This window comes from Microcoleus sp. Pol11C2 (assembly GCF_036701505.1).
Lineage (GTDB): Bacteria > Cyanobacteriota > Cyanobacteriia > Cyanobacteriales > Microcoleaceae > Microcoleus.
In genome coordinates this window covers 96,978-123,069 of the sequence record NZ_JAUBQX010000004.1, presented here as the reverse complement: position 1 = coordinate 123,069, position 26,092 = coordinate 96,978, and the positions used below count along the sequence as shown (strand labels likewise).

General features: G+C 45.5%; 16 protein-coding genes and 1 pseudogene. 6 read left to right on the top strand and 11 right to left on the bottom strand.

The window, feature by feature from the left end:
- Positions 1-15: 15 nt before the first annotated feature.
- On the bottom strand, positions 16-231 hold the full coding sequence (locus QUA42_RS04185) for a hypothetical protein (protein WP_333135363.1): 216 nt from the start codon (positions 229-231) through the stop codon (positions 16-18).
- Positions 228-1,164: pseudogene (locus tag QUA42_RS27645) on the bottom strand (Rpn family recombination-promoting nuclease/putative transposase). The gene QUA42_RS04185 and the pseudogene QUA42_RS27645 overlap by 4 nt, the downstream one beginning before the upstream one ends.
- A 344-nt stretch (positions 1,165-1,508) precedes the next feature.
- Here QUA42_RS27645 and QUA42_RS04165 point away from each other — a divergent pair.
- From QUA42_RS04165 to cutA, 3 genes are all read left to right on the top strand, one after another.
- Complete coding sequence (locus QUA42_RS04165; protein ID WP_333135358.1) at positions 1,509-4,019, top strand: VIT domain-containing protein; 2,511 nt, start codon at positions 1,509-1,511, stop codon at positions 4,017-4,019.
- Between the two features lie 236 nt (positions 4,020-4,255).
- On the top strand, positions 4,256-5,155 hold the full coding sequence (locus QUA42_RS04160) for a pentapeptide repeat-containing protein (protein ID WP_333135356.1): 900 nt from the start codon (positions 4,256-4,258) through the stop codon (positions 5,153-5,155).
- Between the two features lie 309 nt (positions 5,156-5,464).
- Positions 5,465-5,785 carry a divalent-cation tolerance protein CutA gene (gene cutA, locus QUA42_RS04155; RefSeq protein WP_333135353.1) on the top strand — a complete coding sequence of 107 codons (321 nt, stop codon included), beginning with the start codon at positions 5,465-5,467 and terminating at the stop codon, positions 5,783-5,785.
- A gap of 67 nt (positions 5,786-5,852) precedes the next feature.
- Here cutA and QUA42_RS04150 read toward each other — a convergent pair whose 3' ends face one another.
- Both QUA42_RS04150 and QUA42_RS04145 read right to left on the bottom strand, forming a co-directional pair.
- Entirely contained in the window at positions 5,853-6,392 is a 540-nt protein-coding gene (locus tag QUA42_RS04150; RefSeq protein WP_333135351.1) for a DUF2231 domain-containing protein, read from the bottom strand.
- Between the two features lie 50 nt (positions 6,393-6,442).
- Positions 6,443-6,721 (bottom strand): hypothetical protein, encoded by a 279-nt coding sequence (locus QUA42_RS04145; protein ID WP_006635678.1) that lies wholly within the window; start codon positions 6,719-6,721, stop codon positions 6,443-6,445.
- A 211-nt stretch (positions 6,722-6,932) separates the two neighbouring features.
- Between QUA42_RS04145 and QUA42_RS04140 the strand changes: the two genes are divergently transcribed.
- Positions 6,933-8,129, top strand: a complete 1,197-nt coding sequence (locus QUA42_RS04140; RefSeq protein WP_333135349.1) for an FAD-binding oxidoreductase — start codon at positions 6,933-6,935, stop codon at positions 8,127-8,129.
- Positions 8,130-8,139: 10 nt separating this feature from the next.
- Here QUA42_RS04140 and QUA42_RS04135 read toward each other — a convergent pair whose 3' ends face one another.
- From QUA42_RS04135 to QUA42_RS04105, 7 genes are read right to left on the bottom strand one after another with little or no spacing between them, the layout of a single operon-like run.
- Positions 8,140-9,258, bottom strand: coding sequence for an ATP-binding protein (locus QUA42_RS04135; RefSeq protein ID WP_333135347.1), 1,119 nt, complete (start codon positions 9,256-9,258; stop codon positions 8,140-8,142).
- Between the two features lie 4 nt (positions 9,259-9,262).
- The gene (locus QUA42_RS04130; protein WP_333135345.1) at positions 9,263-12,970 is read right to left on the bottom strand and encodes a PAS domain S-box protein; all 3,708 of its coding nucleotides are present in this window, start codon (positions 12,968-12,970) and stop codon (positions 9,263-9,265) included.
- A gap of 44 nt (positions 12,971-13,014) precedes the next feature.
- The gene (locus QUA42_RS04125) at positions 13,015-15,837 is read right to left on the bottom strand and encodes an adenylate/guanylate cyclase domain-containing protein (protein WP_333135343.1); all 2,823 of its coding nucleotides are present in this window, start codon (positions 15,835-15,837) and stop codon (positions 13,015-13,017) included.
- 57 nt (positions 15,838-15,894) lie between these two features.
- The gene (locus tag QUA42_RS04120; protein WP_333135341.1) at positions 15,895-17,451 is read right to left on the bottom strand and encodes a PAS domain-containing sensor histidine kinase; all 1,557 of its coding nucleotides are present in this window, start codon (positions 17,449-17,451) and stop codon (positions 15,895-15,897) included.
- Entirely contained in the window at positions 17,448-17,984 is a 537-nt protein-coding gene (locus QUA42_RS04115) for a Rab family GTPase (RefSeq protein WP_333135339.1), read from the bottom strand. The genes QUA42_RS04120 and QUA42_RS04115 overlap by 4 nt, the downstream gene beginning before the upstream one ends.
- Positions 17,985-17,986: 2 nt before the next feature.
- Positions 17,987-20,704, bottom strand: a complete 2,718-nt coding sequence (locus QUA42_RS04110; protein WP_333135337.1) for an OmpA family protein — start codon at positions 20,702-20,704, stop codon at positions 17,987-17,989.
- A 6-nt stretch (positions 20,705-20,710) separates the two neighbouring features.
- The gene (locus QUA42_RS04105) at positions 20,711-21,319 is read right to left on the bottom strand and encodes a hypothetical protein (RefSeq protein WP_333135335.1); all 609 of its coding nucleotides are present in this window, start codon (positions 21,317-21,319) and stop codon (positions 20,711-20,713) included.
- A 1,139-nt stretch (positions 21,320-22,458) separates the two neighbouring features.
- Here QUA42_RS04105 and alaS point away from each other — a divergent pair.
- Together alaS and QUA42_RS04095 are read left to right on the top strand one after the other, a co-directional pair.
- Positions 22,459-25,113 (top strand): alanine--tRNA ligase, encoded by a 2,655-nt coding sequence (alaS, locus tag QUA42_RS04100; RefSeq protein WP_333135333.1) that lies wholly within the window; start codon positions 22,459-22,461, stop codon positions 25,111-25,113.
- A gap of 380 nt (positions 25,114-25,493) precedes the next feature.
- On the top strand, positions 25,494-26,092 hold a 599-nt coding region (locus QUA42_RS04095; RefSeq protein WP_333135331.1), incomplete at its 3' end, for a tetratricopeptide repeat protein.

The following is a 26,092-nucleotide window of genomic DNA, read 5'->3' as shown; positions in this document are numbered from 1 at the left end:
ATCTAAGAGCTAAAATCAAAAATTGTCCAGCAGTGTTTGACCATTTTTCAAATACAGGTGGGGAGAGGAGGAGGATCCCACTAGCTGGATCGGGCGGTTTACAGGGGTTTTGAGCTGGTGGGCTAATTTCAAAACTGTTGATTGTTCATCAGTGTGCTTTGGGCTGACACCTGTCAAGGCCGATCGATCTTCTGAGAAAACCAGCTTCACGAAGGCTTTTGTTTGCTTCATGAAAAATAGGTCTGCAACCTAGCTGTCAAATCTGAGACACTGGTCAAATCTAAAACTGCCTCTCCTAAATTCTCTAATGGCTCACCCGATAACTGACTGAGGCGAGTTTGAATTTGGGACGACAACGGGCCGACACGGCGCTCCAACAGCCGCACAACTAACTCCAACTTTCCTTGTTTGATGCCTTGTTCGATATCTTGTTCGATGCCTTGTTCTCTCCCAATTCTGGTAGCCTTGGTAATTGCACCCCGCTAGTCTTGAATAAAAATTTCTCCTCTTTCTAAATCTTCCAATTCATCAGGATCGAGATTCGCTTCATTCGCAATTGCAAAAGCCTGCCGGAGTTCCGGCACATTTCCCAACTCTTCGGGAATCGACCGTAAAATTTGAGCACTTTTCATGAAATATATCCACTTATCTGTCAGCGTTTCTAACTCCTGTAATGTTTTGTCAAATTTCGGCATTTCAACAAATACAAGTTCCAATTCATCAGCTAGATATTCGGTTGAAAAACTTTTTTCTTGAAAAACAAAGCGCGAAATCACTGTTTCTAGATCCTCAAAGATTTGAAAATCTGTAATGGTCAGATCAATCACAGGGTTTAACAAGCTGTAGCGGCTTCCTGTGGTTAGCTGCATTGAATAAGCTTTAGTAGCATTGTATAAAATCCGCTTCTCGAATGACTCTACATTCAATACTTGCATTTCAAATTACAGTTTTGTTGCCATCAATCTTAGCTTTAACATCCAAGTAAGTATCTTTTACTCCTTTGATTTTGAGAGCTAAATAGGGATCGATAATTTCTAAGTCTTCGATGACTGGCTGTGCTTCGTAGAGTATGGCATTCAAGAAACTAATCAAAATGTCCTTACTCTCAGCAGAGCCGAATTTTTTTTTTAAAGCAAAGTCGGTTTTGGGATTAATAAATTTCATGGCTTTTTCAATTTATTAAAGGTTGAGAAGTTGAGCTTAGAGTTATTTAATTATTTAACTATCATACAATCTTCTAGGTTGGGCTCGCGGACGATCGCCCCAACCGACCTCACCCAAATACGGATGCAAGCCGGCGACAGCAGTCGCCCTGAGCAATCATGACTTCGACAAAAGTTCCAGCGCCCAGTCCGCCCCTAGGCAAGTCAATCTAAAATCTAAAATCTAAAATCTAAAATCAGCTCTACGCGCTCAGTCATTTTTCCCAAAAAGCTAACTCAGGAACGTTTCGGCAATCGTAAAGTCATGGTACACAAAGCACCTCAAGTCTGCTAAAAAAAACAGCTATGAAGTTTGTCTGCGTTCTATCCCCTCAACGGTTGCTTTGTACTGGTATGGCATTGCTCGCTGCGATCGAGTGTGGCGCGTGGCTTGCTCCCCATGCAGCGCGGGCAAAAGATTCTGGGGAAAATTATTCGTCTGTGTCGCCGAAAATCCTCGCTAGTAACGATGTTAATTGCAATGGCGGACGATCGCCCGAAACTCGCTGTCCAGTCGGCGGTTTGTTCGTCCAAACTCCCAATACGAGCTCAGAACAAGTCTTTCCTCTCAAGCAGACTGAAGTTAAAGCCAAAATAGCTGGCAATATCTCCCGCGTCGAAGTTGTTCAGAAGTTTGAAAATCCTTTTCCCGAATCTATAGAAGCTGTTTATGTATTTCCTTTGCCCGACGAAGCCGCGGTGGACGATATGGAAATTAAAATAGGCTCACGAATTATTAAAGCTGATATCAAACGCCGCGAGGAAGCTTTGGAAATTTACGAACAAGCCAGAAAGCAAGGGCGGAGTGCGGGTTTGTTGGAACAAGAACGATCCAATATTTTTACTCAGTCTCTCGCTAATATCAAACCCGGAGAAAAAATTGAAGTTACGATTCGCTACACCGAAAGTCTCAAGTTTGTCGGTGGCGATTACGAATTTGTGTTTCCAATGGTGGTAGGGCCTCGCTATATTTCGGGAAATACGACCCCCCCCAATCCCCCCTTGCTAAGGGGGGGCGATCATTCAGGTGCCGATCGCATTAACCCGCCTGTCTTGCCTCCAGGAACGCGATCTGGTCACAATATTGCTGTGTCGGTAGAAATAGATGCCGGAGTTGCGATCGGCGATGTCCGCTCTACTTCCCATCAAATTACAACAGATCGCAGTGGCAATATTGTGCAAGTCCAATTAGCCAATTCAGACACAATTCCCAATAAAGATTTAATTTTGCGCTATCGAGTCGCGGGCGAAAATACTCGGGCAACTATTTTGACTCAATCGGACAAGCGGGGCGGTCATTTTGCTACTTATTTGATTCCGGCTTTAAACTACAAAACTAATGAAATTGTACCCAAAGATGTCGTGTTTCTGATGGATACTTCCGGTTCTCAACAGGGCGAACCGCTGGCAAAATCTAAGGAGTTGATGCGCCGCTTCATTCAAGGGCTCAATCCCAACGATACTTTTACTATTATTGATTTTGCCAACACTGCGCAAGCGCTTTCAACAACTCCTTTAGCAAATACTCCAGAAAATCGACACAAAGCAATTAATTATATCGAAAAATTGCAGGCAAACGGCGGTACTGAACTGCTTAACGGCCTTCAAACAGTGATGAATTTTCCGGCGGTGGCAACGGGAAGGCTGCGGAGTATTGTATTAGTTACTGACGGTTACATTGGTAATGAAAATGAAGTGCTGGCTCTGGTTCAGCGGAGTCTGAAACCGGGAAATCGACTTTATAGTTTTGGTGTCGGCGGTTCGGTGAATCGGTTTTTGATTAACCGTTTGGCGGAAGTTGGAAGAGGCACGTCTCAGGTAATTCGTCAAGATGAACCGTCAGCAGAAGCTGCAGAAAAGTTTTTTCGTGAAATTAATCGTCCGGTATTGACTAATATTCAAATTAGTTGGGAAGGAATGGGGGAAAAACCGGAGATTTATCCGATCGCACCCCCAGACTTGTTTGCGAGTGGGCCGCTGGTTTTGTTTGGCAAAAAGGCCGATCGAACGAACGGTCAACTTCGCATCCGCGGCACTCTTGCCGGCGGCAAAGCTTACGAGCAAGTTTTACCTGTTAATTTTGCTCAATCCGGCGGGCGGCAGCGGGAGTCAACATCAGTGGCCGCAACCGCTACGGATTTTGGCAATTCGGCGGTAGCTCAGCTTTGGGGTCGATCGCGCATTAAAGATTTAATGAATCAAATGTTTGGTGGCGAGACTAAATCTTTGGTGGAAGCTGTGACTAATACTGCTCTGACTTATCGGTTGCTGTCGGAATACACGGCTTTTGTGGCTGTGAGCGAAGAAGTGCGAGTCGAACCAGATGGAACTCGTCGTCGAGTGCAAGTGCCTGTGGAATTGCCGCAGGGTGTCAGCTATGAGGGTATTTTCGAGTCGGGAGGGGCAGAGCAAACTAGGGGTGGCTCTCGCAGCGTTACCTCGACTCGCAACTCGGCACCAGTGAGTCCAGCTCCTGCTATGCCGCGGCAGCCCGGTTACGGTGAGTTGCAACGCCCCAAGCCTTTGGTTTCTCGCCTCCAAGTAGTTAGCGCCGAAGGGTTGGATACCGGGGCACTCGCCGCTTTGACTCAATACCTGCAATCTGTTAATCTCCCGGCGGGGGTTAGCGGTGAAACGGTATGGGAGTTATCGGTACAAGACGGCCGCGTTGCCGGATTGGCGATAGACCCTCAAACCTCGACGCTGCAAGCAACAGACGCCGTAGAAACTCTCAAGAGGGCCTTGAGTTCCTGGCAACCTCCTGCAGGATTCCAGGGCACGCTGCGCCTGAAGTTGCGAATTACGGTCGAGCCTTAAGCAAGGAGTCTCTCTGTCAAGAAACATTAACTTTTAATTCAAAAATACCGAAAGCGCGATCGCTACCGCGTGGAAGATATAAAATCTTTATTAAGAGATTGCCTTTAAACAGAAAGTGATGTTAATGAAATTTCTACCGTTTGAGGCAAACGCTGAAACAGTTTCCTTTCTGAAACAACCTTAACAGTAAAGATTTCTGGATAGAAACCCCCCAATCATAGAAGGTATGATGCCCTATGGAAGTTAGTGAACTGCTCAACAATTACGAAAAAGGACAACGAGACTTTACTGGAGCCGACCTCAGCGGGAAAGACCTCAGCGGAGCAATCTTAATCGGAGTCAACCTTTCGCGAGCTAATCTTTCCGGGGCGAACCTCAGCAGGGCGTTTCTCACCAAAGCAACACTCAAAGATGCACAGATGCACAGAACAAATCTGAGTTTTGCCAAAATGGGTGAAACCCAACTCTCTGGTGCAGATTTGACAAAAGCTAATTTGAGTGGAGCTTTTTTGGTAAAAGCAAAATTGCCCAGAGTAAAGTTAAGCGGCGCAACTTTAACTGGCGCAAACCTGCGGGGTGCTGTGTTGTGGAATGCCAATTTGTGCAGCGCCGACTTGCAATTAGTTAACTTGTTGGGCGCTAATTTGACGGCAGCTAATTTTAAGTGGGCTAACCTTTACGGTGCAAGACTCAATAGTGCAAAACTTTTTGGAGCTCAATTAACCGGAGTCAGTCTGCGGCGAGCGCAGTTGACAGGGGTGAATCTCTGCGGTGCAGATTTAAGCGGAGTTAACGTGAGCGAAGCTAAACTAATGGGAGCTAATTTGGAAGGCTCGAATTTGGCAGGGGCGAATTTCAGCGCGGCTCAGTTGCGTGGGGTGAAGTTGGCGGGTGCAAACTTAACCGGGGCTAAGTTGAGGGGAAGTTGTTTGAGAGGGGCAAATCTGAATTGGGCAAAGTTGTGTCAAGCAGATTTGATGGCGGCCGATTTGAGCGAGGCGACGTTAATAGGAGCTAATTTAGATAATGCTTTGTTGGCGGGAGCTATTTTGCCGGAATCTACTAGGCGCTATTTTTCTTTAGCTGGGGCTGGCAAAGTCAATTCTTGGGAAGTTACGGAAATTAAAAATGGGTAATGGGTAATGGGGAATTGGTAATTGGGAATATCAAATCTGGTAACTATGGAATTATAGGCGAGTGCCAGCGTCCCGCTCGCACTGCTTTAAAATCAATGGACGCACTCGCGCACAAAGAAACCGGGTTTTTTTACCGAGATTGAGGGTTTAAACCAAGTATTTTGGTTGAAAAACCCGGTTTCTAGGCATCGGTGGGTAAGTCCTAGAATTATTAAAAGTGGCAGATATCCACGCCGGACGTAGCCTGGGCCGTTGCCCTACAAGTGACTAAGTTCAAGGTTTTCTGTTGAAATCAAATCTCAAATCGTTATGACTGTTAATTTTGGCGTCGTGCTGGTAACTGTGGCATCGGAAGCGGAGGCGGAGAATCTCGCTAAATCTCTAGTTGAACACAAGCTGGCTGCTTGTGTGAGTTTGTCGCCCATTCGCTCTATTTATACTTGGCAAGGCGAGATTCATTCCGAGTCTGAGTGGCAGTTGGTAATTAAAACTGATTTGGCTAAATTTAAGGCTTTAAAAACAAAAGTTCAGGAACTCCATTCCTATGAAGTTCCCGAAATTATTGCTATTCCTATTATCGCTGGCAGCGATGCTTATCTCAATTGGCTGGGACAATCTTTAAGTTTATAGTCAAGACTTTAGTCCTAAATTATCCAATGAAGAGGGACTGAAGTCCCTACTACAAATGGTCAGAAACCTAGGAATTATGACTGCTAGGGCCGATGACGCCGATTTTATGGCGAAAACTTAGTTCGCCGCCGAACCAGCCTGTAATGCCCAGCAAGGTTGCCACTACGATCGATATTGCTAAACCTGTATATACTATCGGCTCAGCCGGATTACCTTGTCGCAACACCAGGTTAATCAGGGTAAGTACCATAACCGCCACATTGCCACCCATGTGCAACCAACCGGCACTGCGCTCGCGCACTCTTTTAACTTTGAAAAAATCTAAAAAGCCCGTGATTGCTGCCAAAATCCCCGCAGCAAAACCGACCCCCATCAGCCAAACCGAAGCTCTCGCCCAAAACGGATCGCTTGTGAGCCAATAACCGATGTCCGTACCCGCGGCTCCTACTAAAAAGGCTACCGGAAAGATGACGATGATGGGGTGGATGGGATGGCCTGCAACTGAAAGCGTACTCGTAATGCCGGCGTCGCGATACTCTGTATCGAGACTTTCGAGAATCGGCGGAAGATTGGGATAGGGCGTACTATTTCTGGGATTTGTTTCCATGATTTCTACGATAACTTTTGTACAACAAAGCCGTTTTTATTGGATTGAACTTAATCCCAAATCCGCTCGCCATTTTCGTCAACGCGGGCCTGACGAATTACGTCGGAAATTTCATCGGCGTCTTTGACGTGGTGCAGGGCTTTCTTTTCCCCATCGGCTTCTTCTACCATCACATAAGTTGGAACTGTAACAACATCGCCCGTGATGTCTGGCACGTGGTCTACCGCCAGTTGCTGGGCTTTTTCTTCGAGGGTTTGCGGTTCGTCGGAAATGCGATCGCCCGGATTGACAGTGCGCTCCATATCTTTGCCGGGTTTGTCGATACTCATAAAAACCTCTCTGGTATTTCTAATTTTTTGCTGGCTGTAATTCCTACTATTGAACGAAAAATCTCCCTGCGCCAACATCTCCCGAGGGGTGGAAGTTTCAGTTATGCCGATCGCAGCCAGCCTCTTCCTGTAGGTAGAGGTTTTTCGATTGGTTCAGAAAAAACCTAAGCTAAAATCTAAGCATGATATTTTCCTTCCCTTTGAGTTGCCCATGAAAAGTTACGATTGGATTGTTGTCGGCGGTGGCATTACGGGTGCGTCACTGAGTTACGAACTGGCAAAAAAAGGTTTTGCTGTGCTGCTTTTGGAACGAGATGCTACCATGCAAAATGCTACTCGTTTTAGTTATGGCGGCTTGGCTTATTGGTCGGGGACCACGGATTTAACCCGCCAATTGTGTCGGGAAGGTATCGAACGCCACCGCAATTTATCGGCGGAATTAGATGCTGATACTGAGTTTCGCGAGTTGGATTTGTTGCTGACAATTGATGCGGGCAGTGATGCCGAAAAAGTAGCGGCTAATTACGCGCATTTTGCGATCGTTCCGCAGCTTTTGAGCGTTGCAGAAGCTGGAGAGTTGGAACCTTTGCTCAATAAAAGTGCGATCGCCGGAGCTCTGACTGTGCGCCACGGTCACATTTCGCCGACTGCCACAAATAAAGCTTATTGTCAAGGGTTTCTCCGGTTGGGAGGAACGATAGAATTTGCTGAAGTATTTGGGTTTATAGAAGAGGGAAATCGGATTTCGGGAGTCAAGACGGCGCAGGGAATTTATCGTTGTGAAAATGCTGTGGTTTGTGCTGGAGGTTGGAGTCGGAGTTTGCTAAAAGCCGCTGGTGTTTCTGTGGGAGTTTATTTTACTCGCACGGAGATTTTGGAAACTGCACCTGTGGATTTGAAACTCAGGACTTTGGTGATGCCTGCGGTATTAAAACGTTTTGAATTGGAAGCACAATCGAGTAGAAATGAGGTAGATTTTCTTTGGGATCAACCGGGTAAAGAGTTGCAGTTGCCGATTTTAGATTCGGGTGCAATTCAGTTTAATGATGGGAGTTTGCGGATCGGGCAATTGTCTCGCACTTTGAGCGATTTGAATGCTAAAGTCGATCGCGAAACCAGCGAAACGGCAATTCGTGCAGGAATCAGCAAGGTTTTGCCTGATTTGGCAGGTTTACCTGCAACTTGGCATGAGTGTAGTGTGGCATTCAGCGCGGATAATTTGCCTGTAGTGGGGCCGATTGCCGATCGCCCTGGATTACACGTTTTTTCGGGTCTCAGCAATCCTTTGGTGATTGTACCTGCTTTGGCTGAGCGATTTGCGAATGCGGCGGGGGGAGAAGAAGATAGGGCGATCGCGCTTTTATCTCCCAATCGATTTATCGCAGAACGAAGAAGGAAAGATGACTAATGACTAATGACTACTGACTACTAACTAAAAAAGGCAGCGCAACAATAAATGTAGTACCTTTGTCGATCACACTTTCCACACTTATTGTACCGCCGTGCAGGTCAACTATGTGTTTGACAATGCAGAGTCCCAAACCCGATCCTTTAATATTGCCTACATTAGCACCCCGTTCAAACTGCTGAAATAGTTTTCCTTGATATTCCGGTGTCATCCCAATTCCCTCATCTCGAACGCACAAAATTATTTGTTGGTTTTCGCAGCTTAAGTCTAAACTTACCTTGCCGCCGTTTGGAGAATATTTAATAGCGTTTGAAAGCAAATTAGTCAGAAGGTGGTGCAGTAGTTTGGCATCAAGATTGGCGTGCAGCGGATTTGTGTGACTGCGGAAATGTACTAGGTGTTTGTCGGTGACAATAGGTTGCAGCTCTTCTAAAATAGAATTGCATAAATCCGTGGCATTAATCGGATTTAAATTTAAGGAAATTTTCCCTGCTTCTGCTTTGCTAAGCATTAAAATATCTTCCAGCAACCCACTCATATTACTGACTGCTTTTTTAATGCGATCAACATTTTTATTCTTCGTTCCGGGGGTTCTAGGCCAGTCGCTATCTTCTAGCATTTCAGCCGATAACTGTATAGTAGTTAAAGGAGTATTTAAATCGTGGTAAGCCATCGAAATAAACCGCGATCTGTTTTCGCTTTTTTCTGCTGCCAAGGCCATTATTTTTTTCAGGATAACTGCTTCTTGATGTTTGCTCAGTGCTATCTTGATAGTGGCGTGCATTTCTCTTTCTTTAAAAGGTTTGAGCAGGTAGCCGTAAGAACCCGTATTTTCGGCTCGCTGCAAAGTTTCGTCGTCAGCATAGGCAGTTGTATAGATAATTGGTATATCTAATTCTTGATTAATTATTGCTGCTGTTTCTATGCCGTCAATGTCGCCTTTGATAACTATGTCCATTAAAATTAAATCTGGTCTTAGTTCGCGGGCGCGCTGGATGGCATCCGCTCCAGAAGAAACGATATCGGCGACTTGATATCCCAATTTTTCTAATTTAGGGGATAAATTTTTAGCAATTAACAGTTCGTCTTCGACAATCAAAATCTGAATGGGTTTTTCGACCACGCTCATATTGTTACAATCTTTGAAAGTAGTTTAACTCGTTAAATTTTAAGTGAAAAGATGTACCAACTTCTCGGGATATTTCGATAGTTCCTTCTAACTGCTCGGTTAAAGTACAGACAACTTGAAACCCCATCGAATGAGTCTTCCGAAAATCTAAGTTTTGAGGAAAGCCAATGCCGTTGTCCTTAACTAAGAGGTTGATTTCTTGCTCTCCAGTTTGATAGCATTCTACACTAACTGTACCAGTTGTGCCATTAGGAAAAGCGTGTTTCAGGGTATTTGAAACCAATTCATTGGCAATTAAACCGCAGGGAGTAGCAGTTTCAAGATTTAGGGAAATTGGCTCAGCTAATACCTGCAACTGAATTTGGTTGTTGCTAATATTGTAAGAGTGAAACAAATTACTTACCAAATCTTCGAGATATTCGCCAAAATTAATTTGGGCTAGGTTAGTCGATCGGTACAGTTTTTCGTGAATCAGAGCCATAGAATAAAGGCGATTCTGACTTTCTTCAAACATTTTGCTTACTTGCGTGTCGGCAACTGTGTTTGATTGCAATTCTAACAGACTGGCAACTACGCAGAGGTTGTTTTTGACGCGGTGGTGAATTTCTTTGAGCAAAATTTCTTTTTCTCTGAGGGAGTTTTTCAAATTTGCTTCTGCTTGTTTGCGGTCGCTCAGTTCAGCTTGCAGTTGCTGGTAAAGTAGAGATTGCTGAATGGCGATCGCCAATTGATTCACCAACTGCTGAAATAAATTGATTTCCGATTCTTGCCAATCACGAGAACCCTCACATTGGTGGGCTATCAGCAATCCCCAAAGTTGGCTGTGCTGAATAATCGGCACTACTAACTTTGCCCTCACTTGAATTTGTTTCATAAACTCCATCACACAAGGTGTAATGCTAGGAGAGTCTAATTCGGAAATTGCACAAATTCGCCCTTGCAAATAAAGCTGATAACTGTCAGTCGGAAAAACCTCTTCGCCAAAACATCTATCTACGAGTTTGCTGCATCCTTCTGCCACGGCTTCAGCAATTACTCGCCCGCCGCTTTTGGGTAAAAGTTGATAAACCAAAACTCGATCGGCTAATAATACTTGCTGGAGTTCGGCAACCGTGGTGTTGAGAATTTCCTCTAACTGCAAAGACTGGCGGACACGACGGGCGATCGCCTCCACAAGGCGTTCTTGCTCGAACTGCTGCCCCCTTGCGAGTTCGGCGTATTTAGAATTGCTGATATCAGCGGCATAACCAATAATTTCGATCGGAATGCCCCTGCTGTCAACCAATAGTTTTAGTTCCGTCCTTAGCCAACGGTAAATTCCGTCTTGGTGTAGAAAACGATACTCGCAAATGCAATTTTTTTCTTCGGATAAATCCGAAAAATTTACTATAAATTGTGGTCGATCTTCAGGGTGAATCCTGCTAGACCAAAATTTACAATCTGCTAACAATTGTTGGGGTTTGTAGCCAAAGATTGTCTGAACGTTGTCGCTGATGTAAGTAGTACAAAAGTCCTCCATCGGTGCGGCTGTAAAAATTACCGCCGGATTAGAACCCAGTAAAAATTGCAGGCGTTCTTTTAACTGCTGAAATTCCATTTCTGCTCGCTTACGATAACTGATATCTTCGATCGCCCCCATGCTGTAGAGAGGAATGCCCTCGCGATCGCGGATCAGCGTCACCGTCAAGTTTGCCCACATCAGCTCGCCATTCTTCTTAATCAAGCGTTTTTCCCTTTGGAAGCGAGAAATCTTGCCACAGATCAACTGCTTGACTTCCTCTACATCTGCTTGTAAATCTTCTGGATGCGTGAGTTCAGTAAAAGTCATGCTAGCCAACTCAGAATCGCTGTAGCCCAACATCTGGCGGTGAGCTCCATTCACTTTGATCGTGCGGAAGTCGCGCAGGCTTGCCAAACCAAGCGCGATCGGAGCATCGTCAAATAAGTTGCGAAACTTTTCCTCGCTCTTTTGCAGTGCAGCTTCTGCCTGTTTGCGAGCGGTAATGTCTCGGGCGACCCACATCACCCGATCACAATCCAGGGGCGAAATACTGGCATCAAACCAGAATAAATTGCAGCCAATTTCCATCCTGTATTCAATTCTGTGGGTTTGGCCAGATGCCAATGTTTGGCGAATGTGGGTCAGGGCAAAATTAGCTTCCGCTTCTGGGAAGATTTCGGCGACGGTTTTGCCCAGCACTTCAGGAGCAGGTTTGTACAGCAGTTCGGGAGCCGTGGGGGCGATTTTGAGGTAGCGGCCGCTTGCGTCGAAAACCAGGACGATATCGGTCATGGCGTTAAACAGTGCCAGCAGTTCAGCTTCGGAGTTTTGGAGTTTTTCTTCGGTCAATTTGCGATCGGTAATGTCGGTGTCAGTGCCAGTCAGGCGGAAGGCCTTGCCAGAAGCCGATCGAATCGCACTGCCGCGGGCAAGTATCCAGCAGGTGCTGCCGTCTTTACGCAGCATCCGGTGTTCTACTTCATAAATTTCTGTCACACCCTCTAGATAAGCATTTACTGCTTCGGCGACTGCAACTCGATCGTCGGGATGAACGTGAGACACCCAATTTTCCATGCGATTAGAAATCTCTGTGTCTTGATAGCCCAACAAAGCTTTCAAAGACGGAGCAATGTAGATTTCATCGGTTTCCAAATTCCAGTCCCAAACCCCCACTTTGCCGGCCGATACTGCCATTTCGTACCATTGTGTCCGCTGCTGCACTCGCAGTTCTAACTCTGCATTGAGCTGCTGCAAAGCGATTTCTGCTTGTTTGCGATCCGTGACATCCCGGCCAGCAGCTTGATACTCGACGATTTGTCCGCTCTCGTCGAATATCGCCCGATCGATCCACTGGTGCCAGCGAATTTCCCCGCTCGGCAAAATTACTTGGTGCTCGCAGGTAAAAATAGGGTTGTCGGGAGACACAGAAGTATATTGCTGTTGAAAAATTTCTCGGTCTGCTTCTGGCAGCAGCGACATGAAGCATTGGCCGAGTAAGTCGAACGGCTGCAGGCCGAAATAACGGCAGTAAGCTTGATTGACAAAAGTTATTTTACCGTTGGGGAGGTAGCGGCAAATCAGTTCGGTTTGGTCTTCCACAATCGCCAGGTAGCGCGCCTCGCTCTGCCGCATGGCATTTTCGGCATTTTGGCGATCGCTGGCTTTTTCTAGTTCACAATTGCCCTCTAACAGTTCGCATTGTTCCTGGAGTTTTGCCACTTCTTGATGCAGTGCCTCGATCCAGCTATACATTGCTGGGCGAATCCTTTTTTCGCTGACTATACCTACTGGCTGACCCCGTTCATCTACAATTGGCAAGCAATCGATCGAGTATTGACAAAATAGCTTGAATGCGGTATTAAGATCTGTAAATTCTGATTCTTGTAAGACAATTAAATTCCGCGTCATTGCCTCGGCAACTTTCATGCCTTGCCATCCGTATTCGGCGGCGGCTAAGTTCAGCACATCTTCCGGGCTTAGCAGTCCGACTAGCTGATTTTCATCGACAACTAAGACGCAACTAATCGATGCTTGTACAGTTTCGTTTGAGTCGGGAAGTGCAGGTGAATTAGGCAGTGGGCAAGGGTTGCTCGCCCGACGCATCAGGGCGATCGCCTCTGCGAGCGAAGTTGAGGGCGCAACCGTCACAGGGTGGCGATCGACAGCTTCGTCGGGCGATCGTAAATTTGCCGACAAATTAGCAAGTTCCATTAGTCTTGGTAAAAAAATATTGCTAATTAACTTTAGCAATACTTTTAGTCATCAGCCAGATGACTGATGACTGATGAGCTGCCTGATTTTCGACCAATGAGAATATAAGTTTTCATTACCCCTTTGCCTTTAACTTCAATCATTCCTCGCTCCTGAAATAAATATTTATTTTCCAACAACTTATAAGTAGTTTCGCTCACTTGAATCCGCCAAGGCAAACCCTGAGATTCCATGCGGGAAGCAATATTTACCGTGTCGCCCCATAAATCATAAATAAACTTCTTTATACCAATTACTCCGGCAACAACCGCGCCGCTGTGAATGCCGATGCGGATGCTAAAATATTTATTATTCTTAGCATTAAATCTGGCTATTTCTGCTTGCATATCTAGGGCAATTTTGGCGATCGCATCTGCGTGATCTGCCCTGGGTTCAGGCAGCCCTCCTACTGCCATGTATGCGTCGCCGATGGTCTTGATTTTCTCTAAACCGTGCCGTTCGCACAAAAGGTCGAATCCTGAGAAAATCTTATTTAGGAGATCCACGAGTTCGATCGGATTCATGACGGCAGATAAAGCAGTAAACCCCACAATGTCGGCGAACAAAACAGTCACTTCCGGAAAGTATTCGGCAATAGTAGTTTCGTTTTGCTTGAGGCGTTCTGCTATTGCTTTGGGCAAGATATTTAACAGCAGCTTTTCTGATTTTTCTTGTTCTTCCCGCAGGGCATCTTCTGCTTGTTTGCGTTCCGTAATGTCGTGGTAACTCCACACTCTGCCGATAATTGTATTCCCCAGCCGCTGCGGTTGCGAAAAGCGTTCAAAAAATCTGCCGTCTTGAAATTCCAACAAGTCGTAACTTTCGGCTTCTGGCTGCTCGTAAAGCGATTGTATTCTTTCTTGAAATGCTTGGGGTTCTTTAAGTTGGTTCAGCACAAAGGCGATCGTTGTGGCCTCGTCTCGCAGTGCCATCACTTCATTAGGTATGCCCCACATTTCCACAAATTGTCGATTGAAAGTGACGATTTTTCCGCTTCTGTCAATCGCTAAAATACCGTCCGCAGTAGAATCAAAAGTTGCTAGCAGCAGGGACACAGATTTTGCTAGGGCGTCTTCGGCCATTTTTCGAGCAGTAATGTCTCGCAAAATAGCGCGAATCGCTACTAGCGAACCTACCGCAAATTTACAGCTTATGCTGCCTTCTAGCAAAATTTTTTCCTGATATTTAGTAATAAATGTTAGTTCAATAGAGTCTGGATATAATGTATTTTCATTTACCGTCTGTTGGGTAATAGCTTGATACAATATATCCAGAGACTCTGGCGAACTGTTCGGATGAATGATATCAAAAACGGTCATTTGAGCAATTTCTGCTTCGGTGTAGCCCAGAGTTTCCCGCCAAGCCCGATTTACATACAAAAAATGGCCGTCGGCTCCAATACTTTGAATTAAATCAGTAGCATTTTCAAATAAGTCTCGCAGTTGTTCTTCGCTTTCCCGCAAAGCTATTTCCGCTTGCTTACGCTTGATAAATTGACCCAGTTGGCTGCCGATGGTTGCCATTATCTGGAGCAATTCTTCATCAAAACACTGCACTTCGCGGCTGAATAAAATCATCACCCCCAACACAGACTTTGCAGAATTGTCCGGGTCGTAGTCGCCCACAATTGGAAAACCAAAAGCTCCGTGCAGCCCTTCTTCAGCAGCGATTTCGCGGCGCATACAACTGTCGCTTTTTGCGACATCGGCAATCCACTGAGAGGAACCGCTAGCCCAAACGAAACCGGGTAATCCTTCGCCAAACGCACAAGTCATTTGTTCGGTAAATTCGGCAAATTTGGGGATAGAAACTGAGCGTTTTGTCCAACTGGCGACGCAGCGAAGCAAATTGGGGTCGGAAACCGCAGTTATTCTCTTAGTTTCTGACAGCAGTTTTTCCCCAGATTCGGGCATCCAAAGTTCGGCAGTATCCCATCCCAAGCTGTCACAAATTACGGGGAGAATAGCTGCTATAGCTTTTTTGATTGTTTCGGATGCCGACAGGATGCGAGTGGTGACGTACTGAGTTATTTGTCGCTTGCGGGCGCGCTGTCTATCTGTGACATCGCGGCCAATGTACACGAAATCTTGAAGGGCGGGCCCAGAGCCAGAAAAACCTTTAATGTCAGTCGAAATCGCCGTACAGGAAAACGAAACTGTTAGCTTTTCTCCGGTTTTTGCCGTGCAAATTACTTCGGTGTTAGTTTGCAAGTGTTGAGGCTCATGGCTGAGTGCTTGCAAAGAGGAGCCAAAAGCCGCAAGAGCGTCTATTTGCTGGCCTACTAATTCTGATTCGCTGTAACTGAACAAATCTTGAGCGGCTTGATTGACTTTTTTAATTTTTCCCGAGGCTGTTGTTACCAACAAAACTTCGGCCATTGAAGTAATAATTTTTTCAACATAATTATTAGTAGCCGCTAAGGTACTCAATAAAATATCCATTTCATTGGTAGCTTGCACTAGAGTTTGTTCTAAAGCCATCCTGTCGCTTACGTCTTGAAAAAATATAATTAATCTCTGATAATTCTCGTCATTGGTGAACTCGACTATATACATATCAAAATAAAGCCGCGAACCATTTTCTAATAGTCGCGTCATCGCTTTTAATTCAAAATTTGGCAAACGTTTATCAAAAATATCGATTAAAATTTCTTCAGTTCCCACTAATTCGGGAAAGGGAATGCGGACATCGTTGCCGGCGACTACTTCCTCGGGACAGTCGGCAAACCGCTGCACTTTCAGAGAGATTTCTTGGATTAAAAAGTTTTTATCCAGTGCTAGGTACTCCAAGTTGTGGGGAACTAACAGTTTTTTTAACAAGGTTTTCATGTGAGGTTTTTAGTATTGAAGGCGCCCTCTGGATCTAATTATATAAAATTAATTTATTTATCTCTGTTTCTCAAATGGAATTCTGACTATAAAGGTAGTGCCTAGCCCTATCTCACTGGAAAATTCGATTTGACCTCCGTGCAAGTCTACACACTGCTTGACTATGGATAAACCCAGTCCTGTACCGGGTATTTTTCCGACATTTTTGGCTCGATAATAAGATTCAAAGAGTTGTTCTTGGTCTTCGAGAGGAATGCCAATACCTGCGTCTTTAATTTTAAATGTAGCTTCTTCATTATTGTGACAATTTAATTCAAAATAAATATGGCTATCGAGGGGCGAATATTTGACAGCATTTGACAGCAAATTTGTCAAGATGTGCCGCAGCAATTTTGGATCTAGTGCGGGCCACTGTTGCGTTTCCTGCGAGTCGGTATCATTTTGTTTCGCGGGCGTAACTAATTCTTGATAAATAAAGTTAATTGTATGATTTTTCCCAGAACTAATTTTAATTGATTCTACTAACTCGCTGCAAAATTTTTTTAAGTCAACTGGTGCGGGATAAAATTCGAGTTTTCCTGCTTCGGCGCTGCTTAGCAACCGCACGTCATCTAATAGCTGAGCCATCTGTTGAGATGCTGATTTAACGTGTTGCAGGTATTGTTGTTTTTCCGCGTGGGTGATATCGTCGCCGTAGTCTTGGAGGATTTTAGTAGCAAATAATACTGTACTTAAAGGATTGCCGAATTCGTGAGCAATCATCGAGAAAAAACGAGATTTTACCTGTCTGAGTTCTTGCTCTTTTGCTAAAGAGCGACGAATTTCTATTTCTTGTTGTTTGCGTTCTGTGATGTCCCTACCTATATAAATGAAATCGTAAAGTCCCTCTAATTCTGTCTGAATTGCCGAACAGGAAAATTCTACCCAAATTTCTTCTCCTGCTTTTGTAGTGCAGACTATTTCTAGTTCTCTACGCAGCTCTTTTTGAGACAAAATATAGCGGTGGCGAGCTTGGTAAATTAATGTTTCTTCTACTACTATTAAAGACAAGGGGTTGCCGATCAATTCTGCTTCGCTATACCCAAATAACCATTGTGCAGATTGATTGATTGTTTTGATAGTTCCTAATGTTGTTGTCACCAACAAAGCATCGCCCATCGAACGAATAACTTTATCTATATAATCTTTAGAAGCTGCTAAGGCACTAACCAAAAGATTAGCTTCATTCGCCCTCTGAATCAAGGATTGCTTCATTACCATCTTTTCGGTGGTATCTTCAATCAAAATTAGCAATTTACTTGGCACATCTTCTTGTTCTTCTTCATATTTGATAGCCAACATATCAAAGTATAAAGGGCGGTTCGGGTCGGCAAACCGAGCGATACCTTTGACTTCAAAACCCGGCAACCGTCCCATAATGATAGACATGAGGATATTTTCAATGCCAATCAGTTCGGGAAAACTTAGGCGCGCATCTGCACCGGGTATCGCCTCGCCCGGAGTATCGGCATAATGCTGCACTTCGGCGGAGGTTGCCTGAATGATGAAATGGTGATTAACTACAAAATACTGTGTTTGTCGCGGGCCTAACAGTTTTCTTAACAGGGGGTTCATACTTGTTCTACCATTGTGTAAGCTAGTTTGTAGAAAATTTCGTCAACGTCTTTGCCTGTTTTAGCAGATGTCGTGCACACTGCTATTACTTTGTCTTGACCTATCGAATGGGACAGTTCCACTAGCAGCGCCAATTTTTCCTCCTCAATCAAGTCTACTTTGTTCAAAGCGACGATAATTGATCCTTTAGGATTGACTGAAGAAAAAAGCTGAATGTGTTCGGAGATTCGCTCAACTGTTTCCGAGCGGCTGACATCGGCAACGATTAAAACGCCGCTAGCTCCCTGCAAGTAAGTCGGTGCTATTCCTTTGAATTTTGTATGCCCTTCTAAGTCCCAAATCAGCAACTGTGCAGTCACGTTTTCCCGCTGTTTTACGCCTTCTAATTCTACGTTTTTGCGAGAAATTTTTACTCCCACGGTGGAGAGGTATTGGTCGCTGAATTGCCGATCGACAAAACGGCGGATCAGGCTCGTTTTGCCCACGCCAAAATCGCCGATCATACACATTTTTTTAGCTATAGTAACTGACATAATTATTTAGTGTTTATGGTCTTAGTTAGGGGTTCAAATAGCACGCATCTGCTTAAAATTCGCGGTTGATTGGGTTCCACGTCGGCAGGAGGATGGGGGATGCCAACCGTTTGGAGGCGCTTTGGGTCAGCACCTTGTCGCACTAAAGCATCTCGCACTGCTGCGGCACGCCTGAGCGACAACTGTTGATTTGTAGCAAGTTCTCCACTTCGATCGCTGTGCCCAATTATCTTAATCTGTTTTTGAGGATATTGATCCATGAATTTTTTGACACTGGCGATGATTTCTTCATCTGTTAAGTCTAATTTTGTCGTTCCTTGCTCGAAGTAGATGCGGGTTGTAATCTTCAGCGGCTCTAATTTAATCGTACTGATGACCGACTGAACACCGGGAATTTGCTTCAGGGACTGAGCTATTTTCTGTGCGTCTGCACCGTCTCTAACTCGGCCCTCTACTGTAAGTTTGCGATCGCCATACCGCGTAGAAATAGAAACGCCCTCTCTCTGGTTCAAAACGGCGGTAATCCGCTGCACCTCAGCCGCCGTCAAAACTGGATCTGGGGGAACATCTACAGCTATAATTCTATTATCTAATTGCAATTTGGGTGCAGTTGATGCGGCTATTTTTTCTGCTTGTACTCGCAATTCTTGATTTGGCAACTTACCGCTTAGCTTTAAAGTTTTGCCATCCACTGCAACATCTAAGCGGTAAACTGCTAATTCGGGAGTGGATGCTAAAGCTGCAATGGCATTTGCTTCGAGGCGGCGCTCAACGCTGCTACGGTACTGATAAATTCCCCAAGGTACTAAGATTAAGCTCAGGGCGGCTAAACCGATACCCACTAGGGCGATCGGGGGTTTTGTTGATTTTTCCGTTTGTAGCGGGTCGAATAAAGTTTTTATACACGGGTGCAGCGAGTCCGGTATAGTACCCGGATCGCCGTTAAACTCGTGAATTACTTGACCATAATTAAGGATGAGATTACTAACGGTTTGTCGTATTTTTTGGATGAACAAGTTTGGCGGTTCTCCTTTAATCACTACGGCTATGTAGCAATATCCCGCTACTTCTAGCAAAATTTTTGAGTTGCCGTATTCAATTTGATTTAGTTCGGAAGATTCTCCCGGCTGCACGATGCACTCGTTAACAAAGCTGCGAATAGCTGTGAGCATTCCTGCTACCATTTCTGATTCTAACTGGTAGCTTTCTGAGTTTTGAACTTCAGAAATTATTAAGCCTGATGCTTTGTGAATTAAGAATGCTGCTTGGACGGTGAAGGGTACTGATTCTTGGAGGATTAATTCAGCTTCGGAAACTCCTTGTACTTTGGAGCGAATTTTTCTCTGGAATCCTTCAACGCTGATGGCATTTGACACTTTTTCATTGATTGTCTTGATAGCTTCTGCCATGTATCGGGCAATTGTACTGCCAATTACGGGATAGAGCGCATCCACCATAGAGTCGCGTTCGAGTTTTATTTGGGCTGTAATCGCTTTGCCCATTTCGGGGGCGATCGCCTGGGCGATCGACTCTTGGTCGAGGCGAATTTGCTCTTTAATTGCCAGACCGATTTCTGGGGCGATCGCCTTGGCAATATCCGCTGGCGAATTCACTATTTGTTGAGCAAGTGCGTCGGGAAGCAGCTCAGCTATTGCCGCACTCATTGCCGACTTGTTTTCGTGAGTTTTTGCCCTAATCACTTCGTCAATAATTGGGACGATCGCCTTGACAACTTCTTCTCTGGAATCGGCAATTTTGCGGCTGAGAATTTCTGCGATCCAAGGCAGCATCAACTCAATCAACTCTTGGGGCTCGTAGATTTGGTGCTCCAATTTTTCTAATTTATCGTCGATTGTTGCCATCAGGTGACGCACCCCCGGCAAATCGTTTTCTGCCAGCAGATTTTTCACTTGCTCGATATCCGATATTTGCGAGCCAAACATCAGATTTTGCAGCCTTTCCATAGCGCTGTCGGCTTCATTTAAATCCTGTTTAATTTGGCCTAATATTTCTCCTGGCTGCGATATCGGTGTCGGCTGTTCTACCAAGTTTGGCATCGATTGAAGCGAAGCAACCACCGGATCTAAATATGCAGTTTTTGGTGGCCCTGATACTGTGGAAACTATGGGATTATCGGGAATTTCCGAGGATTTTGACTCGGTTTCGGAAGCGGAAACATCCTGTAAATGCCGATCGAACTTCTGGGATTCTTGAGCCTGTACTTCCGGTAGAGAATCTTTCATTGTCAAGTTAGACAATTCCTCGACAGGCTTTGATTCCTCCTCCAAATCCGGCTGGGCGATCGCGGAAACATCTATAGTTTTAGCTGAGGAATAGCCTTTTTCCAGTTCTGAAGTGTTGAGTTTGTGAGTAGCGAATAGCAAACTTTTGAACTCGTCTGCAACAGGCGGGGAATCGCCAGACTCCGGTTGGCGAGATCCAGTTTCGGGTACACTCGCTGCAACTTCCTCTGGCGCTTCCTCAGAAATACCTAACAAATCCATCAACCCGCCGAGGGCCCCAGCTTGATTTTTTTCGTCGCTGCTGTCATCTTCGGGCTCTGCATTTTGCTGGTTTGAACCAGCAATAATTTTGAGATCGACTAAAAGATTCAGCAAGGGTTCTAGCTGGGTTGCTGCATCGGCAGCAGACTCGTCAGGTTGAGAAACAAAACCCTCTAACTCATTTTCGTCAGCCGGATTTTCTTTCGGTAAAGCCATGCGTTATTATCCGTGATGGTGGCGCTCCGGCAACAGAAATTCGTTATTTAACTTATTATCAGCAACGCCTTTAAGTTCGGGCACAAATTCTGTTCCTTTGAGCCTCATGCCGAGTTCAAAGAGAATTTCTGCCATGTCGTCTCTAGAAACTTTAACATCTCTGAGCATAGAAAAGCGACGATCGAGCTCTTCAAAAACCTGTGTTTTCAAAGTGCGGGTTTCTTCAGATAGTCGCTCTCTGCTTTGGGAGAGTTCGTCGCGAAGCGAACGGGTTTGATTGTCTATAGCCTCGTCGAGGGCTTCAATGCTGCTGGAGAATTTTCGGTTAACACGATCGACTTGCTGACGGATGTCTGCGCTTTCTTCTTGGGTGTTTGAGGTGAGCGATTTAACTTTCTTTTCTAACGAATCAACTGCAGCCCTCATTTCTCCCGAAAGAACTGTTTTTACTTGTTCGATGCGAGCTTGCATATCTTGCTGCATCATCGACAAGTCGGAATCTATTTTATCGAAGCGATTATCGTATTCTCTAAGCTGCGCTCCAAAAATTATATCGCGAATCTGGTCGATATTTCCCAGCCGTTCGCGCATTTCTTCTTTAGTTATTTCGGCCATGCTTGTACCTATAATCTCCGGAGATTGTGAGTTTAAGAACTGTGCTAGTGATTTACTACCGTTGTTGGTGGCACTAGCTTTTTTGAGTGGGCGGGCTTTTATTTTTTGAACTCTCACCCCTGCGTCGGGGATGGAATTTTTTAGAGTCTTAACTCTAAATATCCTGAGATTCAAATTTTTGAGCCTGGTCTTGTCACCAAAAATGGCGATTTGCTATCCTTGGCTTGCAGCAAGCTCATAGAAGCGTAGATTTTGCTGCTATACAGCACAGCGGGGTAGATTTTAATGTCTTGTACTGACATCTTCAATGATATCGCATCTTGACAGTGCCTCATACCACAGCGCTTGATCCCCGGCAAAAAGCGGGCGGGGGCGGGCGTCCACGTCCTATTATATATAATATATAACTCAAAAGCTGCACAGATCGCTCGCCGATCGGCTCCGAGGGATGTAGCGTTTGAGCAGAAAGCACTTCTACAGCCGAACTCTGCCCCTCTCTCTCACTCGAAGCCTGTTCTCCTGCGATCGCCCTATAAAAAAGCGTAGGGCCCGATCGACAGCGATCAGACCCAATAATAGGAGAGTTTTGTTTTTTCTAACAAACGAGATTTGTTTCCGATTGAGAACTGTTTGAGAACTGTTACTTACTAGGGTTTACAACTTGTGCAGCTTTACTTTTAATCCGCAACCACAATAAGTCTGACTCGACTGCGGTTTGGCTTGACTGCTCGATCGGCAGTTCGCCACTATTCCAAGTTGTGTTCGGTTAATTTCTGCTGCGCCTGGGAATCTAGACCGGAGACACCATGTCTATATCCTCGAACTTTCTTTCTAAATATAGCGACCTCCTTTCTCTTCCTGTCCTGGTGTCTATTATTAAGTTAGCATGGCCTTTCGGAGGAGTAAAGCACTATTTGCAAAACTTGATAGGTCTTTACATTACTAAGTATAATGATATGAATATCCACATAGATGTCAGTTAGGACTCACGCACTCCGAACAAAGAAACCGGGTTTTTCTACCGAAATTGAGGATTTTAAGCAAGTATTTTGGTTAAAAAACCGGGTTTCTGGACACCCGTGCGTAAGTCCTATAAATTCTATTGTTGCTACATCTTTACATACTTAACAGTTCTTGTCATGTCTATTTCTCCTAAGTTTCTCAGTGGCAGCCAAATCCGCCAAACCTTCCTCGACTTTTATGCTCAGCGGGGACATAAGATATTGCCGAGTGCTTCTTTGGTGCCCGAAGATCCGACGGTGTTGCTGACGATCGCCGGAATGCTACAATTCAAGCCGATATTTCTCGGACAGCGCACCGCCGAATCACCGCGCGCCACGACTTCTCAAAAGTGCATCCGCACCAACGACATCGAAAACGTCGGCCGCACCGCCCGCCACCACACGTTTTTTGAAATGTTGGGTAACTTCAGTTTCGGGGATTATTTCAAGAAACAGGCGATCGCCTGGGCGTGGGAACTTTCCACGGAAGTTTTCGGTTTACCAGCGTCCAATTTGGTTGTTAGCGTTTTCCGAGAAGATGACGAAGCTTTTGCGATTTGGCGCGATGAAATTGGCATTCCGGGCGATCGCATTCAGCGCATGGGAGAAGAGGACAATTTCTGGCAATCCGGCCCGACTGGCCCCTGCGGCCCGTGTTCCGAGATTTACTATGATTTTCACCCAGAGAGAGGCGACAATATTGACCTCGAAGATGATACCAGGTTTATCGAATTCTACAACCTGGTTTTCATGCAGTACAATAAAGATGCAGAGGGCAATTTAACACCGCTGCAAAATCAAAATATTGATACTGGCATGGGACTGGAACGGATGGCGCAAATCCTCCAGAAAGTCCCCAATAATTACGAAACAGATTTGATTTTTCCGATCGTTCAATCGGCGGCGGAAATTGCTGGAATTGATTACCACAATAGCGATGAAAAAGTCAAGGTTTCGCTGAAAGTAATTGGCGATCACATTCGGGCTGTGGTGCACATGATTGCGGACGAAATTCGCGCGTCGAATGTTGGTCGGGGTTACATTTTGCGCCGGTTGATTCGCCGCGTGGTGCGCCACGGGCGGCTGATTGGAATTCAGGGCGAATTTACGGTGCGGGTGGCTGAAAGTGCGATCGCCCTTTCGGAAGCTGCTTATCCGAACGTGCGATCGCGGGAAGGTCAAATTAAGGCGGAATTGGCAAGGGAAGAAGCGCAGTTTCTCAAGACTTTGGAACGCGGAGAGAAGCTGCTGGAGGAAATTGTCGATCGCACAAAACAGCAAGCAAACCCACAAATCAGCGGTCAAGATGCTTTCACTCTTTACGATACCTACGGTTTCCCCTTAGAACTGACACAAGAAATTGCTGAGGAACAGGGAATAACTGTGGATTTGGACGGATTTGAAAGGGCGATGAAGGAACAGCAAACTCGCGCTAAAGATGCTCGCCAAACAATCGATTTAACCGTGCAGGGTTCTTTGGATAAGTTGGCTGAAACAATCCAAGGAACTGAGTTTGTCGGTTATGCTCAATTGTCGAGTTTAGCTGAGGTGGAAGTTATCTTGGTTGACGGCAAATCTGTCGAGGAAGCAGCCGCCGGCACTGAGGTACAAGTTGTTTTGAACCAAACGCCGTTTTATGCAGAATCCGGCGGACAAATTGGGGATAAAGGTTATTTGAAAAGCGGAGATAATGGTGATGGTTTGTTGGTGAGAGTTGATGATGTGAAGAAGGAATCGGATTTCTTCGTGCATTTCGGCTTGGTGGAACGGGGAACGCTGAAAGTTGGCGATAGTATTACTGCGAAAATTGACAATAGCGGTCGCCGCCGAATTCAGGCAAACCACACAGCAACTCACTTATTACAATCAGCTTTGCGGAAAATTGTCGATGATTCGATTTCGCAAGCTGGTTCGCTGGTATCTTCTGAGAGATTGCGATTTGATTTCAATTCTCCGCGCGCTGTCACAGCAGAAGAGTTGCAGAAAATTGAGGATTTAGTTAATAGTTGGATTGCTGAAGCGCATGCTGCGGTCGTTGCAGAAATGCCGATCGCCCAAGCGAGGGAAAAAGGCGCAACTGCGATGTTTGGCGAGAAGTACGGCGACGTGGTGCGGGTGATCGACTTTCCCGGCGTTTCGATGGAATTGTGCGGCGGAACTCACGTCAGCAATACCGCAGAAATCGGGCTGTTTAAGATTGTTTCCGAAGCGGGGGTAGCGGCGGGAACTCGCAGGATTGAAGCGGTTTCCGGTCAAGCTGTTTTGGACTATTTGAACGTGCGGGATAAGGTGGTGCGTGATTTGGGCGATCGATTTAAGGCGAAGCCTGAAGAATTGCCCAACCGGATTACTAATTTGCAGAATGAGTTGAAGGATACTCAGAAACATTTGGCTGCTGTCAAGTCGGAATTGGCGATCGCGAAATCCGACCAGTTGCTGAGTGCGGCGGAGGCTGTCGGCGAATTCAAAATCATTGTAGCTGAGTTAGGAGATGTGGATGCAGAAGCGCTGAAAACTGCGGCGGAAAGATTGCAGCAAAAGTTAGGAAATGCTGCGGTTGTTTTGGCATCAATTCCTGAACCCGATAAGGTAAGTTTGGTGGCTGCTTTTAGTCCTGAAGTCAATAAGAAAGGATTGCAAGCTGGCAAGTTTATCGGAGGAATTGCTCAAATTTGCGGCGGAAAAGGCGGCGGGCGGCCGAATTTGGCGCAAGCTGGGGGACGCGATGCAAGTAAGTTGCAGTCAGCGTTGGAAAGTGCTCGGAATTTGTTAGTTGAAGGGTTGGGTAATTAGGAAAAAATCGGGCAGCAGAAACCCGGCGGTTGAAACCGCGTCTACACAGACAAAACCCGCCTCCGCGGGTTGAATATTTCATCCAATAATCTTCCATCTCCAAATACGATCTTCGTCCACGGAGGTGGACATTGTTTGTGTAGACGCGGTTTCCAACCGCCGGGGCCTTGATGTAATTTTTCCATCTCCAAATACTTCGTCCACGGAGGTGGACATCGTTTGTGTAGCCGCGGTTTCCAACCGCCGGGGCCTCCGCAATCACCCCGCAATCAATCCGTAAATCACCCCCAAATCCATCCGTTACATCCGCTACAAAATCCGTTGCCGAACTTGCCTTACCCCGACAAACAATGTAAAATATCCCAAACATGGGTTGTGCAATGAAGAATAAAAAACAAATCGCCCTCATCCAATCTCTCCTCAACTCCTCTAGAGAAGAACAAATCGTTATCCTGGAAAAGAATCTAAAACTAATCGATGATGATTTTGCCAGAGTTTTGCGGAAGTGGGCAACTAAAACTCTGGAAAAAGTGAAGTTCAGCGAAGCTCAAAATATTATTATTAAGATTCTCAACTTCAGTGCCTTGATTCAACAATTTCCGCTGGGCAGCAAAAGCAGTAATATAGAAATTGCCATTGCAGGCTTCAAACTGGGAATGAAAATTTTTAACCGGTATACTTCCCCCCAAGATTGGGCGACGACTCAAAATAATTTAGCAACAGCTTACTATAACAGAACCAGGGAAGACAGAGCCGAGAATATAGAAAAGGCGATCGCCTGTTATGATTTGGCTTTAGAAGTTCTTACCCGCGCCGATTTTCCCCAACAATGGGCAGGGACTCAAAATAACTTAGCAATAGCTTACAAAGACAGAATCAGGGAAGACAAAGCCGAGAATCTCGAAAAGGCGATCGCCTGTTATGATTTGGCATTATTAGTTTACACCCGCGACGCATTTCCCCAACAATGGGCAGGGAT

What these genes read in the sequence shown, in the direction of transcription:
- QUA42_RS04145 (WP_006635678.1), bottom strand. Translation starts at nt 6,721, where the DNA reads ATGAGTATCGACAAACCCGGCAAAGATATGGAGCGCACTGTCAATCCG.
- QUA42_RS04130 (WP_333135345.1), bottom strand. Translation starts at nt 12,970, where the DNA reads ATGGAACTTGCTAATTTGTCGGCAAATTTACGATCGCCCGACGAAGCT.
- QUA42_RS04110 (WP_333135337.1), bottom strand. Translation starts at nt 20,704, where the DNA reads ATGGCTTTACCGAAAGAAAATCCGGCTGACGAAAATGAGTTAGAGGGT.
- alaS (WP_333135333.1), top strand. Translation starts at nt 22,459, where the DNA reads ATGTCTATTTCTCCTAAGTTTCTCAGTGGCAGCCAAATCCGCCAAACC.
- QUA42_RS04125 (WP_333135343.1), bottom strand. Translation starts at nt 15,837, where the DNA reads ATGAAAACCTTGTTAAAAAAACTGTTAGTTCCCCACAACTTGGAGTAC.
- cutA (WP_333135353.1), top strand. Translation starts at nt 5,465, where the DNA reads ATGACTGTTAATTTTGGCGTCGTGCTGGTAACTGTGGCATCGGAAGCG.
- QUA42_RS04115 (WP_333135339.1), bottom strand. Translation starts at nt 17,984, where the DNA reads ATGTCAGTTACTATAGCTAAAAAAATGTGTATGATCGGCGATTTTGGC.
- QUA42_RS04150 (WP_333135351.1), bottom strand. Translation starts at nt 6,392, where the DNA reads ATGGAAACAAATCCCAGAAATAGTACGCCCTATCCCAATCTTCCGCCG.
- QUA42_RS04160 (WP_333135356.1), top strand. Translation starts at nt 4,256, where the DNA reads ATGGAAGTTAGTGAACTGCTCAACAATTACGAAAAAGGACAACGAGAC.
- QUA42_RS04140 (WP_333135349.1), top strand. Translation starts at nt 6,933, where the DNA reads ATGAAAAGTTACGATTGGATTGTTGTCGGCGGTGGCATTACGGGTGCG.
- QUA42_RS04165 (WP_333135358.1), top strand. Translation starts at nt 1,509, where the DNA reads ATGAAGTTTGTCTGCGTTCTATCCCCTCAACGGTTGCTTTGTACTGGT.
- QUA42_RS04135 (WP_333135347.1), bottom strand. Translation starts at nt 9,258, where the DNA reads ATGAGCGTGGTCGAAAAACCCATTCAGATTTTGATTGTCGAAGACGAA.
- QUA42_RS04185 (WP_333135363.1), bottom strand. Translation starts at nt 231, where the DNA reads ATGAAGCAAACAAAAGCCTTCGTGAAGCTGGTTTTCTCAGAAGATCGA.
- QUA42_RS04105 (WP_333135335.1), bottom strand. Translation starts at nt 21,319, where the DNA reads ATGGCCGAAATAACTAAAGAAGAAATGCGCGAACGGCTGGGAAATATC.
- QUA42_RS04120 (WP_333135341.1), bottom strand. Translation starts at nt 17,451, where the DNA reads ATGAACCCCCTGTTAAGAAAACTGTTAGGCCCGCGACAAACACAGTAT.